The organism is Ramlibacter sp. PS3R-8 (genome assembly GCF_037572435.1).
Taxonomy (GTDB): Bacteria; Pseudomonadota; Gammaproteobacteria; order Burkholderiales; family Burkholderiaceae_C; genus Ramlibacter.
In genome coordinates, this window is sequence record NZ_JBBHGT010000008.1 from 192,815 (window position 1) to 213,147 (window position 20,333).

General features: G+C 67.5%; 23 protein-coding genes. 17 read left to right on the top strand and 6 right to left on the bottom strand.

Annotation, left to right across the window (positions count from 1 at the left end; genetic code table 11):
- Positions 1-29: 29 nt before the first annotated feature.
- Together WG902_RS22055 and WG902_RS22060 are read right to left on the bottom strand one after the other, a co-directional pair.
- Positions 30-1,547 (bottom strand): aldehyde dehydrogenase, encoded by a 1,518-nt coding sequence (locus tag WG902_RS22055; RefSeq protein WP_340062361.1) that lies wholly within the window; start codon positions 1,545-1,547, stop codon positions 30-32.
- Positions 1,548-1,574: 27 nt separating this feature from the next.
- Positions 1,575-2,261: a GntR family transcriptional regulator gene (locus WG902_RS22060; RefSeq protein WP_340062362.1), complete on the bottom strand. Its 687-nt coding sequence runs from the start codon at positions 2,259-2,261 to the stop codon at positions 1,575-1,577.
- 211 nt (positions 2,262-2,472) lie between these two features.
- On the opposite strand from WG902_RS22060, the gene WG902_RS22065 reads away from it, so the two are divergent.
- The 11 genes from WG902_RS22065 (at position 2,473) to WG902_RS22115 (ending at position 11,124) form a co-directional block, all read left to right on the top strand.
- Positions 2,473-3,579 (top strand): ABC transporter substrate-binding protein, encoded by a 1,107-nt coding sequence (locus tag WG902_RS22065; RefSeq protein WP_340062363.1) that lies wholly within the window; start codon positions 2,473-2,475, stop codon positions 3,577-3,579.
- Positions 3,576-4,385 carry an ABC transporter permease gene (locus WG902_RS22070; protein ID WP_340062364.1) on the top strand — a complete coding sequence of 270 codons (810 nt, stop codon included), beginning with the start codon at positions 3,576-3,578 and terminating at the stop codon, positions 4,383-4,385. The genes WG902_RS22065 and WG902_RS22070 overlap by 4 nt, the downstream gene beginning before the upstream one ends.
- A 38-nt stretch (positions 4,386-4,423) precedes the next feature.
- A complete protein-coding gene (locus WG902_RS22075; protein ID WP_340062365.1) occupies positions 4,424-5,506 on the top strand; it encodes an NAD/NADP octopine/nopaline dehydrogenase family protein in 1,083 nt (360 codons plus the stop codon).
- A 13-nt stretch (positions 5,507-5,519) separates the two neighbouring features.
- Positions 5,520-6,626 (top strand): ABC transporter substrate-binding protein, encoded by a 1,107-nt coding sequence (locus WG902_RS22080; RefSeq protein WP_340062366.1) that lies wholly within the window; start codon positions 5,520-5,522, stop codon positions 6,624-6,626.
- An 8-nt stretch (positions 6,627-6,634) separates the two neighbouring features.
- Positions 6,635-7,447 (top strand): ABC transporter ATP-binding protein, encoded by an 813-nt coding sequence (locus tag WG902_RS22085; RefSeq protein ID WP_340062367.1) that lies wholly within the window; start codon positions 6,635-6,637, stop codon positions 7,445-7,447.
- 75 nt (positions 7,448-7,522) lie between these two features.
- The gene (locus WG902_RS22090; protein WP_340062368.1) at positions 7,523-8,611 is read left to right on the top strand and encodes an MBL fold metallo-hydrolase; all 1,089 of its coding nucleotides are present in this window, start codon (positions 7,523-7,525) and stop codon (positions 8,609-8,611) included.
- A gap of 9 nt (positions 8,612-8,620) precedes the next feature.
- A complete protein-coding gene (locus WG902_RS22095) occupies positions 8,621-8,890 on the top strand; it encodes a KTSC domain-containing protein (RefSeq protein ID WP_340062369.1) in 270 nt (89 codons plus the stop codon).
- Positions 8,891-8,909: 19 nt separating this feature from the next.
- Positions 8,910-9,887: a Bug family tripartite tricarboxylate transporter substrate binding protein gene (locus WG902_RS22100; protein ID WP_340062370.1), complete on the top strand. Its 978-nt coding sequence runs from the start codon at positions 8,910-8,912 to the stop codon at positions 9,885-9,887.
- 23 nt (positions 9,888-9,910) lie between these two features.
- Complete coding sequence (locus WG902_RS22105; protein ID WP_340062371.1) at positions 9,911-10,057, top strand: hypothetical protein; 147 nt, start codon at positions 9,911-9,913, stop codon at positions 10,055-10,057.
- A 60-nt stretch (positions 10,058-10,117) separates the two neighbouring features.
- The gene (locus WG902_RS22110; protein WP_340062372.1) at positions 10,118-10,264 is read left to right on the top strand and encodes a hypothetical protein; all 147 of its coding nucleotides are present in this window, start codon (positions 10,118-10,120) and stop codon (positions 10,262-10,264) included.
- Between the two features lie 23 nt (positions 10,265-10,287).
- Positions 10,288-11,124, top strand: coding sequence for an isocitrate lyase/PEP mutase family protein (locus WG902_RS22115; RefSeq protein ID WP_340062373.1), 837 nt, complete (start codon positions 10,288-10,290; stop codon positions 11,122-11,124).
- A 48-nt stretch (positions 11,125-11,172) separates the two neighbouring features.
- Here the strand turns inward: WG902_RS22115 and WG902_RS22120 are convergent, their stop codons facing one another.
- The 4 genes from WG902_RS22120 to WG902_RS22135 are packed head-to-tail and all read right to left on the bottom strand — an operon-like array spanning position 11,173 to position 14,211.
- Positions 11,173-11,733, bottom strand: coding sequence for a DUF1439 domain-containing protein (locus WG902_RS22120; RefSeq protein ID WP_340062374.1), 561 nt, complete (start codon positions 11,731-11,733; stop codon positions 11,173-11,175).
- A gap of 20 nt (positions 11,734-11,753) precedes the next feature.
- Complete coding sequence (locus WG902_RS22125) at positions 11,754-12,533, bottom strand: IclR family transcriptional regulator (RefSeq protein WP_340062375.1); 780 nt, start codon at positions 12,531-12,533, stop codon at positions 11,754-11,756.
- Between the two features lie 29 nt (positions 12,534-12,562).
- Positions 12,563-13,012 carry a MaoC family dehydratase gene (locus tag WG902_RS22130; protein WP_340062376.1) on the bottom strand — a complete coding sequence of 150 codons (450 nt, stop codon included), beginning with the start codon at positions 13,010-13,012 and terminating at the stop codon, positions 12,563-12,565.
- Positions 13,009-14,211: a CaiB/BaiF CoA transferase family protein gene (locus WG902_RS22135; protein ID WP_340062377.1), complete on the bottom strand. Its 1,203-nt coding sequence runs from the start codon at positions 14,209-14,211 to the stop codon at positions 13,009-13,011. Before WG902_RS22135 ends, WG902_RS22130 begins: the two co-directional genes overlap by 4 nt.
- A 163-nt stretch (positions 14,212-14,374) precedes the next feature.
- Here WG902_RS22135 and WG902_RS22140 point away from each other — a divergent pair, with 163 nt between their 5' ends.
- The 6 genes from WG902_RS22140 (at position 14,375) to WG902_RS22165 (ending at position 20,268) form a co-directional block, all read left to right on the top strand.
- Positions 14,375-15,370: a C4-dicarboxylate TRAP transporter substrate-binding protein gene (locus WG902_RS22140; protein WP_340062378.1), complete on the top strand. Its 996-nt coding sequence runs from the start codon at positions 14,375-14,377 to the stop codon at positions 15,368-15,370.
- 84 nt (positions 15,371-15,454) lie between these two features.
- Entirely contained in the window at positions 15,455-15,934 is a 480-nt protein-coding gene (locus tag WG902_RS22145) for a TRAP transporter small permease (protein ID WP_340062379.1), read from the top strand.
- The gene (locus WG902_RS22150; protein ID WP_340062380.1) at positions 15,931-17,244 is read left to right on the top strand and encodes a TRAP transporter large permease; all 1,314 of its coding nucleotides are present in this window, start codon (positions 15,931-15,933) and stop codon (positions 17,242-17,244) included. The genes WG902_RS22145 and WG902_RS22150 overlap by 4 nt, the downstream gene beginning before the upstream one ends.
- The gene (locus tag WG902_RS22155; RefSeq protein ID WP_340062381.1) at positions 17,241-18,377 is read left to right on the top strand and encodes an ABC transporter substrate-binding protein; all 1,137 of its coding nucleotides are present in this window, start codon (positions 17,241-17,243) and stop codon (positions 18,375-18,377) included. The genes WG902_RS22150 and WG902_RS22155 overlap by 4 nt, the downstream gene beginning before the upstream one ends.
- Positions 18,374-19,543, top strand: a complete 1,170-nt coding sequence (locus tag WG902_RS22160; protein WP_340062382.1) for a CaiB/BaiF CoA transferase family protein — start codon at positions 18,374-18,376, stop codon at positions 19,541-19,543. Before WG902_RS22155 ends, WG902_RS22160 begins: the two co-directional genes overlap by 4 nt.
- A complete protein-coding gene (locus WG902_RS22165) occupies positions 19,540-20,268 on the top strand; it encodes an SDR family oxidoreductase (protein ID WP_340062383.1) in 729 nt (242 codons plus the stop codon). The genes WG902_RS22160 and WG902_RS22165 overlap by 4 nt, the downstream gene beginning before the upstream one ends.
- Positions 20,269-20,333 lie beyond the last annotated feature (65 nt).

Consider the following 20,333-nt stretch of genomic DNA (forward strand, 5'->3'; position numbering starts at 1 on the left):
TGGGTGGTCGGAGGCGAAGCGGGTGGGCATCAGTTCAGGCGAGGCTGCGCCTGCGTGTCCCGGTACCAGTCGAAGGGGGCGTCGTCCAGCCGGACCATCACGCTCTTGGTTTCGAAGTGCTGATCGAAGGATTCGGTGCCGCCCTCGCGGCCGATTCCCGAGTCCTTCACGCCGCCCCACGGCGAGGCCGGATCGAGGCGGTGATGGTCGTTCACCCAGACGATGCCGCAGCGCAGGCGCGCCGCCACACGGTGGGCCCGCACCACGTCGCGCGTACGCACGGCACCGGCCAGTCCAAAGGGGGAGTCGTTCGCCAGGGCCAGGGCCTCTTCCTCGGTCGAGAACTTGCTCACCGACACGAAAGGCCCGAACACTTCCTCCTGGAAGATGCGCATGCGCGGCGTGACGTCCGCGAACACGGTCGGCTCGACGAAGAAGCCATTCGCGAGCGCCGGATCCGACGGCACCCGGCCGCCGGCCACGAGCCGTGCCTTGTCTTCCTCGACGCCGATGCGAACGTAGTTCAGCACCCGCTGCTTCTGCCGCGCGGAGACGACGGGGCCCAGTTGCACGGTCGGGTCGCGCGGGTCGCCGATGCGGATGGAGCGCGCCTTGTTCGCCAGCTTGTCCACGAAAGCGTCGTAGATCTTCTCGTGCACGATCTGGCGGCTGCCGCAGATGCAGGTCTGGCCGGCCCCGATGAACGCGCCGAAAGCCGCGTAGTTGACGGCCTGGTCGAGGTCGAAGTCGTCGAACACCAGCACCGGCGTCTTGCCACCGAGTTCCAGCGTCTGGTGCGCGAAGTTGCGGCCGGCCGCGGCGCCCGTGAGACGGCCCGCCTCCGTGCCGCCGGTCAGGACCCACTTGGCCAGGCCAGGATGTTCGGACAGTGCCTTGCCGGTGGTGGGCCCGAGGCCCGTCACCACGTTGAAAACGCCCGGCGGCAAGCCGGCCTCGACGAACAACTGCGCAAGCTTGAGCGTGGTGAGCGGCGTGTATTCGGAAGGTTTCACCACCGTGGTGCACCCGGAGGCCAGCGTTGGCGCCAGGCTCTTCACCATGATCATCAGCGGGTGGTTGAACGGCGTGGAGTTGCCGACCACGCCGATCGGCGTGCGGATGGTGTAGTTCAGGTAATTGCCGTCCACGGGGATCACGGAGTCGCGCCGCGCAATGGCGAGTCCCGCGTTGTAGCGGAAGAAGTCCGGCAGGCGCGAAACCTGCGCGCGCGTCTCGTTCAGCGGACGCCCGTTGTTGGTGGTCTCCAGGTGGTAGATCTCCTCGAGATTCGCCTCGAAGACATCCGCCAGCTTGTTGATCAGCCTCGCGCGCGTGCGGTTGGACATGGCGCTCCACTCGCCACGCTCGAAGGCCGCCGCCGAACTGCGCACGGCGCGGTCGACGTCGGCGTCGCTGGCGTGGCCGATGCGTGCCAGCACTTCGCCGGTGGCGGGGTTCAGCACGTCGAGCAGGTCACTGCCCGACGCCGGGACTTCCGCGCCGTCGATGAACAAGCCGCGCACGCGGACTTCAGGACTCGGGCTCATGGGGGATCTCCTTGAATAGCTTCGCGGTCAGGCGGCGACCACGACGCGCGACAGGGCTTGCAGCACGCGCTTGCCGGCGTCGCCGACGTGGCGGCTGGCGATGCGCTGGGCGCGGGGGGTGTCCCGCGCCTGCAGGGCGTCGATCAATTGGCAGTGTTCATCCACCACCGTCTTCGGGTCGCCCCGCTTCAGGCTGCTCAGGCTGAGCTGGACTGCGCGGTCCATCTGGTCGACCAGGTCGATGAGCTGGTCACGCATGCGGGGGTTGCCCGAGATGCGCGCCAGCGTGCGGTGGAACTCGCGGTTGTAGGCAACGAAGCCACCCTCCCAGGCGCCGGCTTCATAGGTGCGGAAGCGGTCAAGGGATGCCAGCTGCTCGTCGCTCGCCCGGCGCGCGATGCGTTCCATGCAGGCCCGCTCGAGTGCATCGCGAAGGTGGAACATATCTTGCACGTCTGCCACGGACACCGGGGCCACGCGGTAGCCCTGGCGCGGCAACGTGATGACGAGCCCCTCGCGCTCCAGCCGCATCAGTGCGTCCCGCACGGGGGACTTGCTGACGCCGAACCGCAGCGCCAGCTCCGATTCGCGGATCTCGGTGCCCGGCGCGAGGCGGCACGCGATCATGTCGGCACGCAGCTGGTCGTAGACCTTCTCGCGCAGCAGGCGGCCTTCGCCGGCGCCGTCGGAAGGGGTGGGGGCTAGGGATGACATCGCGAGCGAGAATATCACAGGGCGCCGAAAATGGAAGGTCTGATACATCACGCGACCGTCCTTCAGGCTTTGGAGGAGGGGCATTTTGTCCTGCCACAGAGAGAGAAAGCGGTAGAAAGTACCAGGAAGGCGGACATCTCCGGGCTTGACGTTCCGGGATTCGTGATACATCATGCCCCGGCCAAACAGTCCAATCCAAGGTCCCACGCCCATGCAGAAATTCCCCGCCATCGCTCTGCGCGCGCTATTCGCCGCAGGCTCCATTTCGCTCCTCGCCGCCATTTCCGCTCCGGCGCTGGCGCTGGACAAGGTGAAGATGGGCACGCCGGCCCGGGTGAACATCGGCTATGCGCCTTTCATCATGACCAAGGCGATGGGCTTCTTCGAGCAGGAGGGGCTCGACGTCGAGATCACGGAATTCCTGGGCACCTCGGTGCTGGTGCCCCAGGTCGCCAACAAGAGCGTCGACATCGGCTTCCCCGGCGCGGACATCGTGATCATCAGCCGCCAGCCCGGGCGCGACCACCTGCCGGTCAAGTTCTTCTACAACGTCGCGCGAAAGAACCCCTGGGAGTTCGTGGTGCCGGTGGAAAGCCCGATCAAGGTGATCGGCGACCTGCGCGGCAAGAAGATCGGCGTGGGCGCACTGGCCAACGGCAACGTGCCGATCGCCCGCGCGATGTTCGCCGAGATGGGCATGACAGCCGGCAAGGATTACGAGTTCGTGCCCGTGGGTGTCGGCGCCCCGGCAGTCCACGCGATCCGCACGAAGCAGATCGACGTGTTCAACGGTTTCGATGCGACCATCGCTCACCTGCCGAACAACGGCGTCCAGATCCGTTACCTGGAGCAGCCGGAGAAGTACCGCGCGCTCATCTCCAACGGTTTCGTGGCGCACGACGACACCATCAAGAACCGGCCCGACATGCTGCGCCGCTTCGGCCGCGCGATCACCAAGGGCATCGTGGCGTGCGAAGCCAACCGCGAACTGTGCGTGCGCGCGGCCTGGCAGCTGTATCCCTCGCTGAAAGCCCAGGGCGTGCCCGAGGACCGCGCCATGGCGGAATCGCTCGCGACGCTGGACGCGCGCCTGGCTTCCATCTACAACTTCGGTCCCGGTCCGCGCAAGTTCGGCGAGTACACGCCGAAGATGTTCTCCGACTACATCGACGTGCTGCACGGCGGCGGCGAGCTCAAGAGCAAGGAAGTCGCGGTGGACTCGCTGTACACGAACGCCTTCGTCGAGGACTTCAGCAAGTTCGACGCCGCGGCGCTGCAGGCGCAGGTGCGCGGCCTGAAGGCAGTGCCGGCCAGATGACCGCCGCCAGCAACGCGGCCTGGCGCTCGCGCGCCGCCGACATCGTCTTCCCGTTGATCACGCTGGTGGCGGGGCTCGCGTTCTGGAGCCTGGCCATCGGCTGGTTCTCGGTGCCCAACTACATCCTGCCCACGCCGACGGCCGTGTTCGATGCGGTCTGGGTTGGCTACATCGAGGGCAAGTACTGGGAGCACGTGGCGTTCACCCTGCAGAACATCCTGGTGGGCTACGTGTGCGGCTGCACGCTGGCGATCATCCTGGGGGCGCTGCTGGCCGAGTCGCGCAACTTCGAGCGCTTCGTGTACCCCTACATCATCGCGCTGCAATCGATGCCCAAGGTGGCGCTGGCGCCGCTGATCATCGTCTGGTTCGGCTTCGGCAACCTCTCGAAGATCATCATGGTGGCGTTGATCTGCTTCTTCCCGCTTTTCATCAACACCAGTGTCGGCATCAAGCAGACGCCGCCGGCGCTGGTGAACATGATGCGGGTGTTCTCCGCCTCGCGCACCGAGATCTTCTTCCGGGTCAAGCTGCGCGCTGCCCTGGGACATATCTTCGCGGGCCTGCAGATCGGCATCGTGCTGGGCCTGATCGGCGCGGTGGTCGCCGAGTTCGTCGCTTCGAACAAGGGCCTGGGCTACCTGATCGCGGCGGCGCAGGCCAACTTCGACGTGGCCACCATGTTCGCGTCGCTGGTGGGACTGATCACGATCGGGGTGGCGGGCACCCAGATCATCCGCATGCTGCACAAGCGCATCATTTTCTGGGAAGCAAGGCCGCCAGGCGACACCGTCGCCGAAGGCTGATCTTTCCTCCAACGCACATCTCGAAAGAAGGCAAGGACATGAAGGAAATCTGGACCATCATCGGCGCCGGCATGGGCGGCAAGGGGCTGGCCGCGCAACTGGGGATCGACGGGTTGCGCCTGCGCATCCATGACGTGGTCGATGCGCAGGTCGCAGGCATCCGCGCCGCGGGCGGGCTGCACGTCGAAGGGCGTGACAAGGACTTCGCGCCGATCGAGATGGCGACCACGGACCTGGCCGCCGCCGTGAAGGGCGCCAGCGTGCTGCTGGTCTCCACGTACGGCACCGTGCACGAGCAGGTGGCGCAGCAGCTCGCCCCCCTCCTCGAGGACGGCCAGGCCATCGTGCTGATCCAGGGCCACTTCCTCGGCGCGGCCGGCTTTCGCGCCGCGCTCGACCGGGCCGGTTGCAAGGCCCGCGTCGACGTCGCCGAGATGGACGGCTATCCGTACATGCTGACCGTGAAGACTCCGGACCGCGTGCTGCTCACGAGCATCAAGGAGAAGTGGTCGCTGGCCGCCTTCCCCATGGCGCGCACGGCCGCGGTGCTGGACCGCATCGGACCGGCGTTCCCCGGCCTCGGCCCGGCCTCGAACATGCTGGAGACCGCGTTCGCGGACCTCGGCGGCATCTTCCATGCGGGCGGCATCATCACCAACGTGGGCCGCGTCGAAGGCGAGGGCGACTACAACTTCTACGCCAGCAACATGGTGCCCAGTGTCTGCCGTCTGCTGGTCGCCATGGACCGCGAGCGCATCGCCGTGGCGACGGCCTTCGGCGCCAAGACCGTGGACATCGCGGGCTTCCTGGCCGACACCTACCTGTTCAAGGACATGACGGTGCACGAGGCGCTGCAGAAGATGGCGGTCACGCACTACCGCTACGCGCCGGCGCCCAAGTCCCTGGAGCATCGCTACCTGGTGCAGGACGTGATGTGCGGGCTGGTCCCCATCGCGGACTTCGGCCGGCTGGCCGGCATTCCCACGCCGACGACCCATGCCGTGATCCAGATCGCCAACGCATTGACGGGACGGGACTTCCTTGCCGAGGGCCGCAACGTGCAGCGCCTCGGACTGGCCGGCAAAAGCATCGCGGACATCAAGTCGATGGTGGCGCACTGAAAGAACACAGACCATGACCAAGAACATCTCCTTGTCGTCCCGTCGCCTCGCCCTGGGCGCGGCCGCCGCCGGCCTTTGCGCGGCGCTGTTCGCCGGCGCCCCGGCTGCGGCCGCCGACCTGAAGAAGGTCAAGCTCGGGACGCCCGCCCGCATCACGCTGGCCAATTCGCCGTTCCTGCTGGCGCGCGAGCTGGGCTACTTTGCCGAAGAAGGCATCGAGCTGGAGATCGTGGAGTTCCTGGGCACCTCGGTGCTGGTGCCGCAGATTGCGTCCAAGGCGGTGGACATCGGCTATCCCAGCGCCGACGTGCTCATCATCTCCAGGCAACCGGGGCGCGACCGCATCCCGGTGCGCTTCTTCTACAACTCCGCGCGCAGCAACATCTGGGAATTCGCGGTGCTGGAGAACAGCCCCGTGAAGTCGATCGCCGACCTGCGCGGCAAGAAGATCGGCATCGGCGCGCTGGCCAACGGCAACGTGCCCATCACCCGCGCCATGTACAAGGAAATGGGCATGGTCCTGGGCAAGGACTACGAGTTCGTGCCCACGGGCGTCGGTGCACCGGGCGTGCGCGCCCTGTCGAACGGGGACGTCGCCGCCTTCAACGGTTTCGACGCGATCCTGGCCAACTTCGAAGTGGCGGGCCTGAAGATCCGCCGACTGGAGCAGCCCCGCAAGTACAGCGGCCTCCTGTCCAACGGCTTCGCCGCGCACGAGGACATCCTCCGCGACCAGCCGGCGATGATCGCCGGCTTCGGCCGCGCCATCACCAAGGGCGTCGTGGCCTGCGAGGCGAATCGGGAGCTGTGCATTCGCGCCGCGTGGAAGCAGTATCCGACCACCAAACCGGCGGGCACCGACGACGAGGCGATGAAGGCGAGCCTGATGGTGCTGGGCAAGCGCATGGACCGCTATCTCGACTTCCCGGCCGGGCAGCCGCGCCGCTTCGGCGAGTACGTGCCCCAGGTCTGGCGCGACTACGTGAACGTCCTGCATGACGGCGGCGAGATGACCACGGCCGACGTCAACCCCGACAACCTCTACACCAACGCCTTCGTGCCGGAATTCAACAAGTTCGACGCCCAGAAGATCTCTGATTCGGTGAAAGGACGCAAGTGAAGAGGGTGATGGATCCGCTGGTCACGGGCATCCAGGCAGGCGACGGCCCGGCAGCTCCGCTGCTGGATATCCGCGGCCTGAACGTCACCTACGCGTCCTCGCGCGGACCGGTCCATGCGATCTCGGACCTGACGCTCCGGATGCAGGCCGGTGAGTTCGTCTGCGCACTGGGGCCGTCCGGCTGCGGCAAGACGACGCTGCTGGGCATCATCGCCGGCATGGTCCGGCCCACCAGCGGCAGCGTGCTGCTGGAGGGCACGCCGGTGAAAGGGCCGCGCGCCGACATCGGCTTCGTCTTCCAGCAGCCGACGCTGCTGCCCTGGAGCACGGTGCTGGAGAACGTGCTGGTGCCGGTGCGCAACCTGGGGCGCAGTGTCAACGACTATCGCGCCAAGGCCGAGGCCCTGGTGCACATGGTGGGGCTCTCGAAGTTCCTTCACCACTATCCGCACGAGCTCTCCGGCGGCATGCAGCAGCGCGTGGGACTGGCCCGCGCGCTGGTGCACGACCCGAAGCTCCTGCTGATGGACGAGCCCTTCGCCGCCCTGGACGCGATGACGCGCGAGCGCATGTCGCTCGAGCTGCAGCGCATCTGGAAAGAGACGAAAACGACGGTGCTGTTCATCACGCACAGCATCCCCGAGGCGGTGTTCCTGTCGGACCGCATCCTGGTGATGTCCGCTTCGCCGGGCCGGATCGTGGAGGACCAGCACAACCCGCTGCCGCGGCCGCGTACCCTCGAGACGATGGTGGATCCCGACTTCGCAAGCCGCGCGCACCAGTTGCGCCAGTTCTTCAAGCACTCCGACGCGGTCGCCTGAGGCCGGCCCGGACCCAGCGTGGGGCCGGGCGCAACAGGGCCTGCAAGCCGGCGGGCAAAACGCTATGCTGCCGCGATGAAGCGCTTCACCTGCGGCTGCCTGCTCCCCCTCTTCAGCGCGCTCCTCCCGGTGCAGGTCGCCGCGGAGGAATGTGACCCACGCTTCGCGAAGTCGCCGCAGTTCTCCGCGCAGGACTGCCGCTTCCAGAACCCGCCCAACCCCGACGCCAAGCCGCACCGAAGCACCTGGGACATCTGGTCGCGCTTGCTGCTGGAAAAGAAGCAGGGCACCGTGCCCGTCGATCCGATACCTGTGCGCACCATGGACCGGGCGGCGCTGGCGGCGCTGGACTCCACCAGCAACCACATCATCCGCCTGGGCCACTCCTCGCACCTGCTCAAGCTGCGCGGCAAGTGGTGGCTGATCGACCCGGTGTTCGGCCCGCGCGTCTCGCCCGTTTCGTGGGCGGGCCCCATGCGCTTCCATGCGCCGCCGGTGGCGCTGGAGGACGTGCCGCCGATCGAAGGGTTGATCCTGTCGCACGACCACTACGACCACCTGGACGTGCCGACCATCGAGGCGCTGAAGGACCGGGTGCAGAAGTACTTCGTTCCGCTGGGCGTGGGTGCCCGGCTGCGGGACTGGGGCGTCGCGGCCGACCGCATCGAGGAATTCGATTGGTGGCAGGAAGGCCGCTGGGGCGATGTCGTGCTGACGGCCGCACCGGCGCAGCACTTCTCCGGCCGCACGCTGACCGATCGCAACCGCACGCTCTGGGCGTCGTGGCTGCTGCGCAGCGGCAACGAGCGCATCTTCTACAGCGGCGACTCCGGCTATTTCGGCGGCTTCAAGGAAATCGGCTCGCGCCTCGGCCCCATCGACATCGCACTGATGGAAAACGGCGCCTACGACAGCTACTGGCCCACCGTCCACATGTCGCCGGAGGAGACGGTGCAGGGTTTCCAGGACCTGGGCGCGCGCACGCTCTACCTGGTGCACAACAGCACTTTCGACCTGGCCTTCCACGGCTGGCGCGAGCCGCTGGAGCGCGTCGCCGCGCTCGCCCAGCAGCGCGGCATCACCCTGGCCACGCCGGAGATCGGCGAGGTGCTGACGCTGGGCAAGCCGCGCGAAAACAAGCGGTGGTGGGAAGGTTTGCGCTAGGAGAGGCACATGCCCGAGAAACTGTTCAGCGGCGGCCGCATCCGCAAGGCGGTCTACGATCCCGCGTCCCAGCAACTCGACCTGCATTGGGACAACAAGTCCGTGCTTGCGTACAAGCAAGTCCCGGGGGAGGTCTTCCGGCGCTTGTGCAGCGCACCCAACCCGGCGACCTACTGGGAGGACCGCATCGCCGAGGAGTACCCGAAGGGGCAGCCCATGAAATCCGGCGCCGGCGGCGAAGCACCCAGGGACTTGAAGGATCTGTTCGGCGGCGATTGAGTGGTGGCATCATCCCGGCATGACCCAAATCGACAGAAGACATCTGCTCGGCGGCGCCGCGGCGCTGGCGGGCTTCATCTCCTTCCCCGGCCTTGCCCAGTCCTGGCCGGCCAAGCCGGTGCGCTTCCTGGTGCCCTTCGCGCCCGGTGGCAGCTCCGAGATCGTGGCGCGCTCGACGGCGGGTGAGTTGAGCAAGACGCTCGGCCAGAGCGTCTTCGTCGAGAACAAGCCGGGCGCCTCCGGCAACATCGCGATGGCCGAGGCGGCGCGCGCCGACGACCAGCACACGGTGATCCTCGGGCACATCGGCACGCTGGCGGTCAACCCGTACATGTACGACAAGCTGCCGTACGACCCGAACAAGGACTTCAAGCCGGTCAGCCTGCTGGCCAAGGTGCCGAGCCTGTATGTCGTCCATCCCAACCTGCCGGCGAAGAACCTCAAGGAATTCATCGCGCTGGTGAAGGCCAAGCCCGGCGCCATGAACTACGGTTCGGCGGGCACCGGAAGCGCCGGCCACCTGGCGATGGAATACCTGAAGATGACGGCCAACATCTTCATCACGCACATCCCGTACAAGGGCACGGGACCGCAACTCACCGACCTGCTGGCCGGCCGCCTCGAGGCCGCATCGGTAGGGGCCTCGGCCATCCTGCAGCACATCAAGGCAGGCAAGCTGCGTTGCATCGCCACGGGTTCTTCCGAGCGGCTGGCCCAGCTTCCCGATGTGCCCACGGTCGCGGAGCAGGGCTTCCCCGGCTTCGAGATGACCCAGTGGTACGGCATGCTCGCCCCGGCATCGATGGCGCAAGCCAATGTCGACAAACTCGCCGCGGAAACGCAGAAGGCGGTGAAGTCGCAGGCCTCGGTGGAGCGCCTGAACCAGGACGCGGCACTGGCCGTCGGCGGCACGCCGGCGCAGTTCGCGCAGTTCATCGCGCTGGAACAAAAGCGCTGGAAGCAGGTGGTGGAGCGAGCCAAGATCAAGCCGGAGTGAGCCGGTCCCATGGAAGAATGATCATGACAAAAGCATTCATCCTCGCGTTGCTGTTCGCGCTGGCAGGCTGCTCGGGCGTGCCGGCCGCCCGGAACACCGGCTCGCCGTGCGACGCCGGGGAGGCGACGATGGCCTGCCAGATCGAGCGGTACAACAACGTGGGTATTTAGCGCCTGCCGCGACGACAGCCAGGATCAAGCTAAGCTGAGCCGGTCCTTCGAGGAACGATCATGACGAAAGCATTCACCCTCGCATTGCTGTTCGCCCTGGCAGGCTGTTCGGGCATGCCAGCCGCCCGGTACACCGGCTCGGCCTGCGACGGCGGGAAAGAGGCGTCGATGGAGTGCCAGATCGAGCGGTATAGCAAGGCCTTCTAGCGCCTCCAGGTTCCGGAGATTCCATGCCGTCAGCCGAAATCGTCGCCGTGCGCCGCCGCGCCTTCCGCCAGTTGCACGCGTCAGGATGCTTCGTCATCCCGAACCCCTGGGACATCGGCAGCGCGTTGTACCTGCAGCGCCTGGGCTTCAAGGCCCTGGCCACCACCAGTTCCGGCGCCGCCTGGCGCCATGGCATGGCGGACGGCCAGATGACGGTGCAGGAGGTGCTGGTGCACCTGTGCGAGATGGTCGATGCCACCGGGCTGCCGGTGAATGCGGACTTCGAAGGCGGCTTTGCGGACGACGCCGACGGCGTGGCGCGCAACGTGCGCCTGGCCGTGGCGACCGGCGTGGCCGGCCTGTCCATCGAGGATTCGACGGGCGACGCCAACGCTCCCTTGCGCGAGCTTCCTGTTGCGGTGGAGCGCATGCGCGCGGCGCGGGCCGCCATCGACGCCAGCGGCGGCGATACGCTGCTGGTCGGCCGGGCGGAGAACTTCATCGTCGGCCGTCCCGACCTGGACGACACCATCCGCCGCTTGCGCGCTTATTCCGAAGCGGGCGCGGACTGTCTGTATGCACCCGGCATCAAGACCCGCGAGCAGATCGCGGCCGTGGTCGCCGCGGTGGCGCCGAAACCCGTCAACCTGCTGGTCGGCTTTGCGACCGAGCTGACGCTGCGGGACATCGAGGCGCTGGGCGTGCGACGCGTCAGTGTCGGCGGCGCGATGGCCCGCTCGGCGTGGGGCGGGTTCATGCGCAGCGCGCAACTGATTGCCGGCGAAGGCAAGTTCGACGGTTTCGCGTCGGCCGCGTCCGGGGCCGAGCTGAACGCCATGTTCGCCGAAGTTCGCTCGTAGGCTGGCAGTGAGCACGAAGCCGAACCCCGGCTTCGCGGTGGGCAAGGGTCAGCGCGGCTGCTTCGGTCCGAAAAGGATCAGCACGCCGTCCTCCAGCACCCGGATCTCGTCGGGCTCGAATCCCATGGTCTCGGGCAACGCCAGTTCGCGTGCCGCGAATCGGTGCAGCACGATCTCGCCGACGGCGTCGCGCGCCATGGCGGGCAGCAGGCGTTGCAGCAATTGCGCGGTTTCCGGCAGCAGGCCGGGCGCGCGCAGGCCGGTCACTTCCAGCTGGTGCGCACGCACCGTGCGGTCCGAGGGTTCGTAACGCAGCGCGAAGGCGAGGTCGAGTTCGGCGGTCTGCGATGGCTGCATCGGCATGCCCCCCACCTGCGCGAGCAGGCCGGCGCCGATCCGGTTGCGCGCGGGCAGCAGGAGAAGGCGCGGGGCGCTGACGCGGATGTCGACGAGCCCGGTGATGCCCAAGCGCACCGGGAAGCGCGCGGCAACCGCATCCTGCAGTTCGCGCGCGGAAATCTTGTGACGGGGTCGCCCGGCATCGTCCTGTCCCCACGCGCGAGCGGCGGGCCAGCAGGCCAGGGCGGTGAGCAGGTGGCGGCGATCCATCGCGGTTTCGCCCAAGCGCGTCAGGCCAGGCCGCAGCCGCGGGCAAGCTCTGCCGCGCACTGTTGCAGGCGAGGCAACAGCTCGAACAGGTCGGGCCCTTCTGCGCCCTTGAGGGCGGCAATCGTCAGCGCCGCGCGCGTGCGGTTGCCCTCGCGTCCTACCTTGACACCCAGGTCCAGGCCGCCGACGAAGCGGGCGCCGTCGGCGAAGGCGAAGCCGTCGTCGCGCACGCGTGCAAGCCGGGCGGCGAACTCCTGGCGTTCGGCCGACCCCATGCGCAGCCAGTCGGGCTGGCGCGCCAGCAGTTCCGTCCGCTCCGCGTCCGCCAGGCCCGCGAGCAGCAACTGCCCCGACACCGTGGTCACCGGCGAGTGCAGGGAGCCGACCTGCACGGACAGGCGCACCGGCTGCGGGCTCTCCACCTGCGTCAGGACCAGCACCTGGTCGCGGTGCAGCACGGACAGATGGCACGACTGCCGCACGCGATCAACGAGGTCGCGCATCAGGGGCGTCGCCACCTCGATCAACTGTTCGTGCGGCGAGTGGGTGCGGCTCAGCTCGAAGAGCTTGAGCGTGAGGTCATAGCCTCCGGCCTCGGTGCGCCGCACATAGCCTCGCGCTTCGAGGCAGTTCAGCATCCGGAACAACTCGCCGGGCTCGCGCCTGAGCGCGCGCGCCAGCTGGGCCTGCGTGAGCGGCACCGCCTGGTCCGACAGGTATTCCAGCACGTCGAGCGCTTTCTCCAGCGCGGGGACCGAGTACTTGGTACGGGGTGCGGATTCCGGTTCGGCTGTTTTCATGGGGGTGGCGGTCAAGGCCATTCTGGCGATCAGAGCGGCTCGCGCCGCTCCACCAAATGCAGATGATCGCAGACCAGCACCGTTTCCTGCCGCTGGTTCGTGACCGTCACCGTTTCCACCACGATCCCGTGGCCCTGGCGCTTGGGGTGCGGTCGACGGTCGGTGATCTCCAGCTGGGAGTAGATCGTGTCGCCGATGAACACCGGCTTGACGAACCGCAGCCGGTCGTACCCGTACGACATCGCGCGCGGGTTGATGGTGGAGGCGGTCAGGCCGATGCCCACGCTGAACACCAGCGTGCCGTGTGCGATGCGCTGGCCGAAGTCCTGTGTCGCGCACCACGCGGCGTCCATGTGGTGCGGGAAGAAGTCACCCGTCTGGCCGGCATGCAGCACGATGTCGGCCTCGGTAATGGTGCGGCCGGTGGTCTGGCGGCGGGCGCCCAGCACGTAGTCCTCGAAGTACTGTTCTTCGGTCATTCGGTTTTCTCCACTGCGGGCGACAGGCCCAGTTCTTCCAGGATTTCCTGCGTGTGCTGGCCGATCGAGGGGGCCGGGCGCGCGTGCCGCAGCACCTGTCGGTCCACGCGGATGGGGCAGCGGGTGGTCTTCATGGCCTGGCCGCCGGTGTCCAGGGACTGCACCATGTCTACCGCGGCGAAGCCGGGGTGTTGCGCCAGCCGGGGCCAGTTGAGCACATCGGCACACCAGAGGCCGGCGGGCTCCAGCGCCGCCAGCCATTCGGCCGTGCCACGCGAGCGCAGGTGGTCCTGTAGCACCTGCTTGAGTTCGTCCCTCCTGCTGTACCAGCTGCCGCGGTCGGCGGCGAGCCGGGCCAGTGCCTCGCAGTCCACCAGCTTCGCCAACTGGTCCATGGGCGCCATGGCCAGCGCCATGTATCCATCCGCGGTGCGGTAGATGCCGTAAGGAGCGGCGGCGTGCACGTTGGCGTGGTTGACCGTGCTGCGCTTCGGCGCGTCGCCTGCGCCATTGAGGAAGGCCGTGAAGGGCTCGAACTGCAGGTCCAGCGCCGACTCGAGCAGGCTCACGTCCACCCGTCCGCCGCGGCCGGTGATCCCACGCCGAAGCAGCAGCGCCAGGATGCCTTGCAGCAGGTGGGCGCCGGTCATCATGTCCACGATGGACAGGCCGGCAGGCACCGGCGGGGCATCGTCGCCGCCCGGCCCGCTCAGCCAGGCCATGCCCGACAGTGACTGCACCAGCAGGTCCTGCCCCGGCTTGTCGCGCCACGGACCCTGCTCCCCATAACCGGTGACGGCGGCATAGACGATGCGCGGGTTGAGGGCTTCGACCGCGGCATGGTCCAGCCCGATCCGCTCCATCACGCCGGGACGGAAGTTGTGGATCATCACGTCGGCGCTTGCGACCAGTTGCTTCACGAGGGCAAGGTCCTTCGGATTCTTCAGGTCGGCCGCGAAGCTGCGCTTGTTGCGGTTGATGGTGTGGAAGAGGGCGCTGTCGGCGCCGATGCGCTGGTCGGCCACCACCAGCTGGCGGCACAGGTCGCCGCCGTCCGGCCGTTCCACCTTGATGACGTCGGCGCCGAGGTCGGCCATCCGCAGGGCGCACGACGGCCCGGCGAGGAACTGGCTGAAGTCCAGCACCCGCAGTCCCGCCAGGGGCGGCACGGCATCAGCAGAGGGTTCGGGTTCGTTCATCTGTCAAATCAATATTCATTGGCGGACCATTGTGCAAGGATGCCGCCCGTCACATGTATGGGTAAACCCCTAGAGCGGCGCCACGTCACTGTATCTAACATTCACCCATAAATTGGACGTTCACTAAAGAACTTACTTTCATTACCCTGACCCTGGAGACAGCATGAACCTTCGCCGCACCCTCCTCGCCGCCGCCACCCTGGCCGGCCTCCTTGGCACCGCCGCCGTCGCGCCGGCGCATGCCGAGACGTATGCGCTGCGTTTCTCGACCTCGCAGGTCAACCCGAACGAGCCGGTGGTGAAGGTGATGAACGCCTTCGCCGAGCGGGTGAAGGCGCGCTCCAAGGGACAGCTGACGATGACGATCTTCACGGGCGACCAGCTGGGCCCGCAGAAGAAGGTGAACGAGATGATCAAGGGCGGCGCGCGCGTGCTGAGCGTCACCGACTATGGCCAGCTGTCGCAGTTCGTGCCGGACATGGCCGTCGTCGCCGGCCCCTACATGTTCGCCAATCCGGACGAAGCCAAGCGCCTGTTCGCGTCGCCGGTGTTCAAGGAAATGTCCGGCCGCCTGGAGCAGCAAGGCATGAAGCTGATCATGGCGGACGGGTTGTTCGGCGTGCGTCACCTGCTCGCCAGCAAGCCGGTGCGCACCCCGGCCGACATGGCGGGCATGACGCTGCGCGTCCCGCCGTCGCCGATCATGCTGGAAACCTTCGCCGCGCTGGGCGCGCGGCCCCAGGCGCTGCCTTGGGGTGAGGTGTACAACGCGCTGCAAACCGGGGTGGTGGATGCTGCCGAAGCCAACTACGGTTCGCTGGCGGGCTCCAAGCTGTACGAAGTGCGCAAGGTGGTCTCGAACACGGCGCACCAGATGATGTTCGCCGCCTTCGTGACCAGCACCACCTTCTTCAACAGCCTGCCGGCCGACCTGAAGACGATCCTGCTGGAAGAAGGCCGCACTGCCGGTGCGGAGCTGACCGCCGCGACCCTGGCTTCGGACAAGGAGTTCGCCGAGGAGCTGAAGAAGAACGGGGTGCAGATCGTCGACGGCGTCGACATCAAGGCGTTCGCGGACAAGGCCAGGATCGCCTACACGAAGGTGCCGGGCCTCACCCCCGGAATCTACGAAAAGGCGCGCCAGGCGATGGCGCACTGAGCGATGAAGGACGCCGTGCAAGACAGGGCGGTGCTGCCCCCGGGTGCGGAACCTCCGCCCCCCGGGGCGGTTCCTTCCGGGCCGTTGCTCAGCCTGCGCCGCATCGACGAGGCCATCGGCGTCGTCTGCATGCTCGCCATCGTGCTCTCCATCTTCTGGGGCGTCATCACGCGCTACATGTTCCCGCAGCCTGCCTCGTGGCCCTTCGAGGTTTCGGTCATCGCCTTCAGCTGGTTGGTGTTCTTCGGCTCCGCGGCATGCATCCGCTGTCGCATGCATGCCGACGTCGACGTGCTGGTCGGAATGTTTCCGCCGCCGCTGCGCCGCGCGATCTTCATCGCCAACTGGTTCCTGCTCGCCGTCCTGTTCCTGGTCCTCGCCGCGATGTTCGCGTGGCAGGCCGTGATCGCCCATGACATCCGCGTCGTGTCCCTGGACATCCCGCGATCCACCGTCTACGTCCCCATGGCCATCGCCTCCCTGCTGATGCTGCTGCAACACGTGCTGCTCGCGCCATGGCGCGACGGCTGGCAGTGGCGCCCTTCCTCGGAGCTGGCATTGTGAGCACCATCCAGTTGTGGCTTCCCTCGGTGTTGATGCTGGTGCTGCTGGCACTGCAGACGCCGGTTACGTGGTCGATGGCGATCGCGGCGCTGAGCTTCTTCCTCCTGAACATGGGTGAGATGCCGCTGGCGAACTTCGCGCAGCAGATGGCCGAGGGCACCGAGTCGGTGTCGTTGCTGGCCCTGCCGCTGTTCGTGCTGGCCGGTTGCGTGATGAACGCTTCCGGCATCACCCGGCGGTTGCTGAACCTGGCGGAGGTGATGGTCGGCCACATGACCGGCGCCCTCGCGCAGATGTGCACCGTGCTCGCCACGTTGCTCGGCGGGCTGACCGCCTCGGCCAACGCGGACGCGGCCATGCTGGCCAAGACCATCGGCACGCAGATGGTGCAGCGAGGCTACGGCGCGCCGTTCGCCGCCGTGATCACATCCTCCGCCGCCATCATCACGGCGCTGATCCCGCCCTCCATCGGCCTCATCGTCTACGGCTTCCTGGCCGAGGCTTCGATCGGCCGCCTGTTCGCCGCCGGGATCGTGCCGGGGCTGCTGCTCGCAGTGGCGCTGATGCTCACCACCCACGTGCTGGCCGTCAAGCGCAAGTACCAGCCGCAGCGGGACAAGCGGGCCAGCTCCAGGGAACTGTTGCACGCCGTGATCGACGGGTTGTGGGCGCTGTCCATTCCGGTCGTGATCCTGGCCGGCACCCGCTATGGCATCTTCACCACCACCGAGTCCGGCGCCATCGTGGTGCTGTACGTCATCGGCGTGGCGATCTACGGCTACCGCGAAATGCGCTGGCGGGACCTGCCCGAGGTGCTGGCCGAATCGGTGCGCGACTCGGCCAGCGTGATGATGATGATCTGCGCGGCTGCCGCCTTCGGCTTCTACCTGTCGTGGCAGCAGGTGCCGCAGGTGATGTCGGGCTGGCTCGCCGGTACCACCACGAATCCGATCGCGATGCTGTTGCTGATCAACCTGGTGCTGATCGTGCTGGGCACCGCCATCGAAGGCTCCGCAGCGCTGATCATCCTGACGCCGATGTTGCTGCCGCTGATCGACGCGGCCCACATCGACAAGGTGCACTTCGGGATCGTGCTGATCACCAACCTGACGATCGCCGGCATCACGCCACCGGTGGGCGGCCTCATGTACATCTCCTCGCAGACGCTGAAGGTGCCGATGGCCGCCTATGCGCGGGAAGTCGCACCGTACCTGGCCGTGATGATGGTGCTGCTGGTCATCCTTTCCGTCTTCCCGCAGCTGTCGCTGTGGCTGCCCAACATGATCTACGGCACGGGGGCCGTGCAATGAACGAAACCAAGAAGGGGCCGTCATTGCGCGGCATGACCTGGAACCACCCGCGCGGCTGGCAACCGCTGGAGGCATGCTCGGCGATCTGGCAGGAGCGCACCGGAGTCACCATCACCTGGGACAAGCGCTCGCTGCAGGATTTCGAGTCTTTTCCGGTGGACCAGCTGGCGCGCGAGTACGACCTGATCGTGATCGACCATCCGCACGTCGGCCAGGTGGCGCGCGAGAACTGCCTGTTGCCGTTGGACGATGCGCGCCTCGGCCCCGTGGCCGCGGGCAGCGTCGGCGCGTCCTATCCCAGCTACTACTGGGAGGGCCACCAGTGGGCGCTGCCCATCGATGCGGCCACGCAGGTGCAGGCATGGCGGCCCGATCGCATGAAGGCGCCGGCAGCCGACTGGCACGACGTGATGGCGCTGGCCGAACGCGGCCACGTGGCCTTGCCGCTGCGCTCGCCGCACGCGCTGATGACGCTCTATTCCCTGACCGGGCAATTGGGCGCGCCGGGCCGGGTGGATGGCCCGGACCTCTTCCACCGCGCCACCACCGTGGCCGCGATCGAGCGCATTCGCTCGCTGCTGCCGTATCTGGATGCGGCCTGCTTTGACGAGGACCCCATCGCGGTGTTCGAACGCATGGCGCAGCCGGCTTCGAAGATCCATTGCGTGCCGCTGATCTACGGCTACGTCAGCTATGCCTGGGACGGCTTTCGACCGGCTCGCATCGCCTTCGCCGACATGCCGCTGCTCGACGGGCGGCCGCCGATCGGATCTGCCCTCGGCGGCACGGGCATGGCAGTGTCGGCGCGCAGCGCGCATGCGGCGCAGGCCGTCGATTTCGCGCTCTGGGTGGCCGGTCCGGAAGCACAGGCCGGCCCTTACGCGGCTGCCGGAGGGCAGCCCGGCCACGCGGCGGCATGGGAAGACGAGGCCGTGAACGCCAGAAGCCTCGACTTCTACCGCGCCACGCGCGCGACGCTGGAAGGCGCATGGGTGCGCCCTCGTCACGACGGCTACATGACGTACCAGGAGCAGGGCTCGGCCCGGCTGCTCGCCGGCCTGCGCAACGGCGACGAGCCGGGCGCCATCGTGGACGACCTGAACCGGCTGTTCCGCGAGAGCCTGCCGCGATGACTCCCCTGCAAGGGCTGCTGGTCGTCGACCTCAGCCAGTTTCTCTCCGGGCCGTCCGCGGCCCTGCGCCTCGCCGATCTGGGGGCGCGCGTCATCAAGGTGGAGCGCACAGGCAGCGGAGACATCTGCCGCACTTTGTACCTGACGGACACGGACCTCGGCGGCGACTCCACCCTATTCCACGCCATCAACCGCAGCAAGGAAAGCCTGGCGCTGGACCTGAAGGTGCCGGACGACCTGGCCGTGATGCGCCGCCTGCTGGAACGCGCCGATGTGCTGATCCAGAACTTCCGCCCGGGCGTGATCGAGCGCCTCGGCCTCGGCTGGGAGGAAGTGCATGCCCTGAATCCGCGGCTGGTGTATGCAAGCGTGTCGGGTTATGGCGAAGCGGGACCCTGGGCCGGCCTGCCGGGGCAGGACTTGCTGGCGCAGTCGATGTCAGGCGTGACCTGGCTCAATGGCAACGCCGACGACGGCCCCGTGCCCCTGGGGCTGTCGGTCGCGGACATGCTCGCTGGCCACGTGCTCACCGAAGGCATCCTGGCGGCGCTGGTGCGGCGCGGCATCTCCGGGGAAGGCGCGCTGGTCGAGACCAGCCTGCTCGAAGCGCTGGTGGACCTGCAATTCGAACTGCTGACGACGCACCTGAACGACGGCGGCCGGGCGCCTCGGCGCGCCGAGTTCAGGAATGCAAATGCCTATCTCGCGGCCCCCTACGGCATCTATCCCACGCGGGACGGCTACCTTGCGCTGGCAATGATGCCGCTGGGGCAATTGGCGGACACCCTGCCGCTGCACGAACTGCGCCGCTATGAGCCCGCCGATGCGTTTGCCAAACGCGACGAGATCAAGCGGGTGATCGCCGGCGCGCTGGCGCAGCAAGACACCGCTCACTGGCTGGCTCGCCTGCGCCCCGCAGACGTGTGGTGCGCAGAAGTGCTGGACTGGCCACGGCTGCTGCAGGAAGAAGCCTTCCGCCGCCTCGACATGCTTCAGACCGTGCACCGGGGCGATGGCACACCGGTTCACACCACCCGCGGGCCGCTGCGCATCGACGGCCAGCGCGCGCTCGGCAAGCGCGGTGCCCCCATGGTCGGCGAGCACAGCGCAGCGCTGCGCGCCGAATTCCGGCTCGATCACAACCGCATCAAGGACATCGCCGCATGAAGATCGAAGGCAAGACCGCCCTCATCACCGCCGCCGCCCAGGGCATCGGCCGCGCCAGCGTGGAAGCGCTCTCCCGCGCCGGCGCCCAGGTATGGGCCACGGACATCAACGAGGCCGCCCTCGCGCAATTGCGCGACCTGCCCGGCGTCACGACGCACCGCCTTGACGTACTGGACGAAGGCGCGGTGCGCGACCTCGTCGGGAAAATCGGCCGCGTGGACGTGCTGTTCAACTGCGCGGGCGTCGTGCACGCCGGCACGGTTCTGCAGGCCACCGACAAAGACCTGGACTTCGCGTACGACCTGAACGTCAAGGCGATGGTGCGAACTATCCGCGCCGTCCTTCCCGGCATGCTGGAGCGCCGCGACGGCGCCATCATCAATATGGCCTCGGTGGCCAGCAGCGTGAAAGGCGTTCCCAATCGATTCGCCTACGGCGTGACCAAGGCGGCCGTGATCGGCTTGACGAAAGCCGTCGCCGCCGACTACGTGGGCCAAGGCGTTCGATGCAACGCCATCTGCCCCGGCACCGTCGAATCGCCCTCGCTGCAGGAGCGACTGGAGTCGACGGGCGACTATGACAAGGCGCGCTCCGAGTTCATTGCGCGCCAGCCCATGGGCCGCATGGGCGCACCTGAAGAAATTGCCGACCTCGTGCTTTACCTGGCCGGCGCGACGTACACCACCGGCCAGATCCACATCATCGACGGCGGCTGGGCCATTTGAGCCCTGAGCCGGCGCGTTGCTTCGCGGGGCCGGACTCCAGGCTGAAGCAGGCGAGCAGGTAGAGT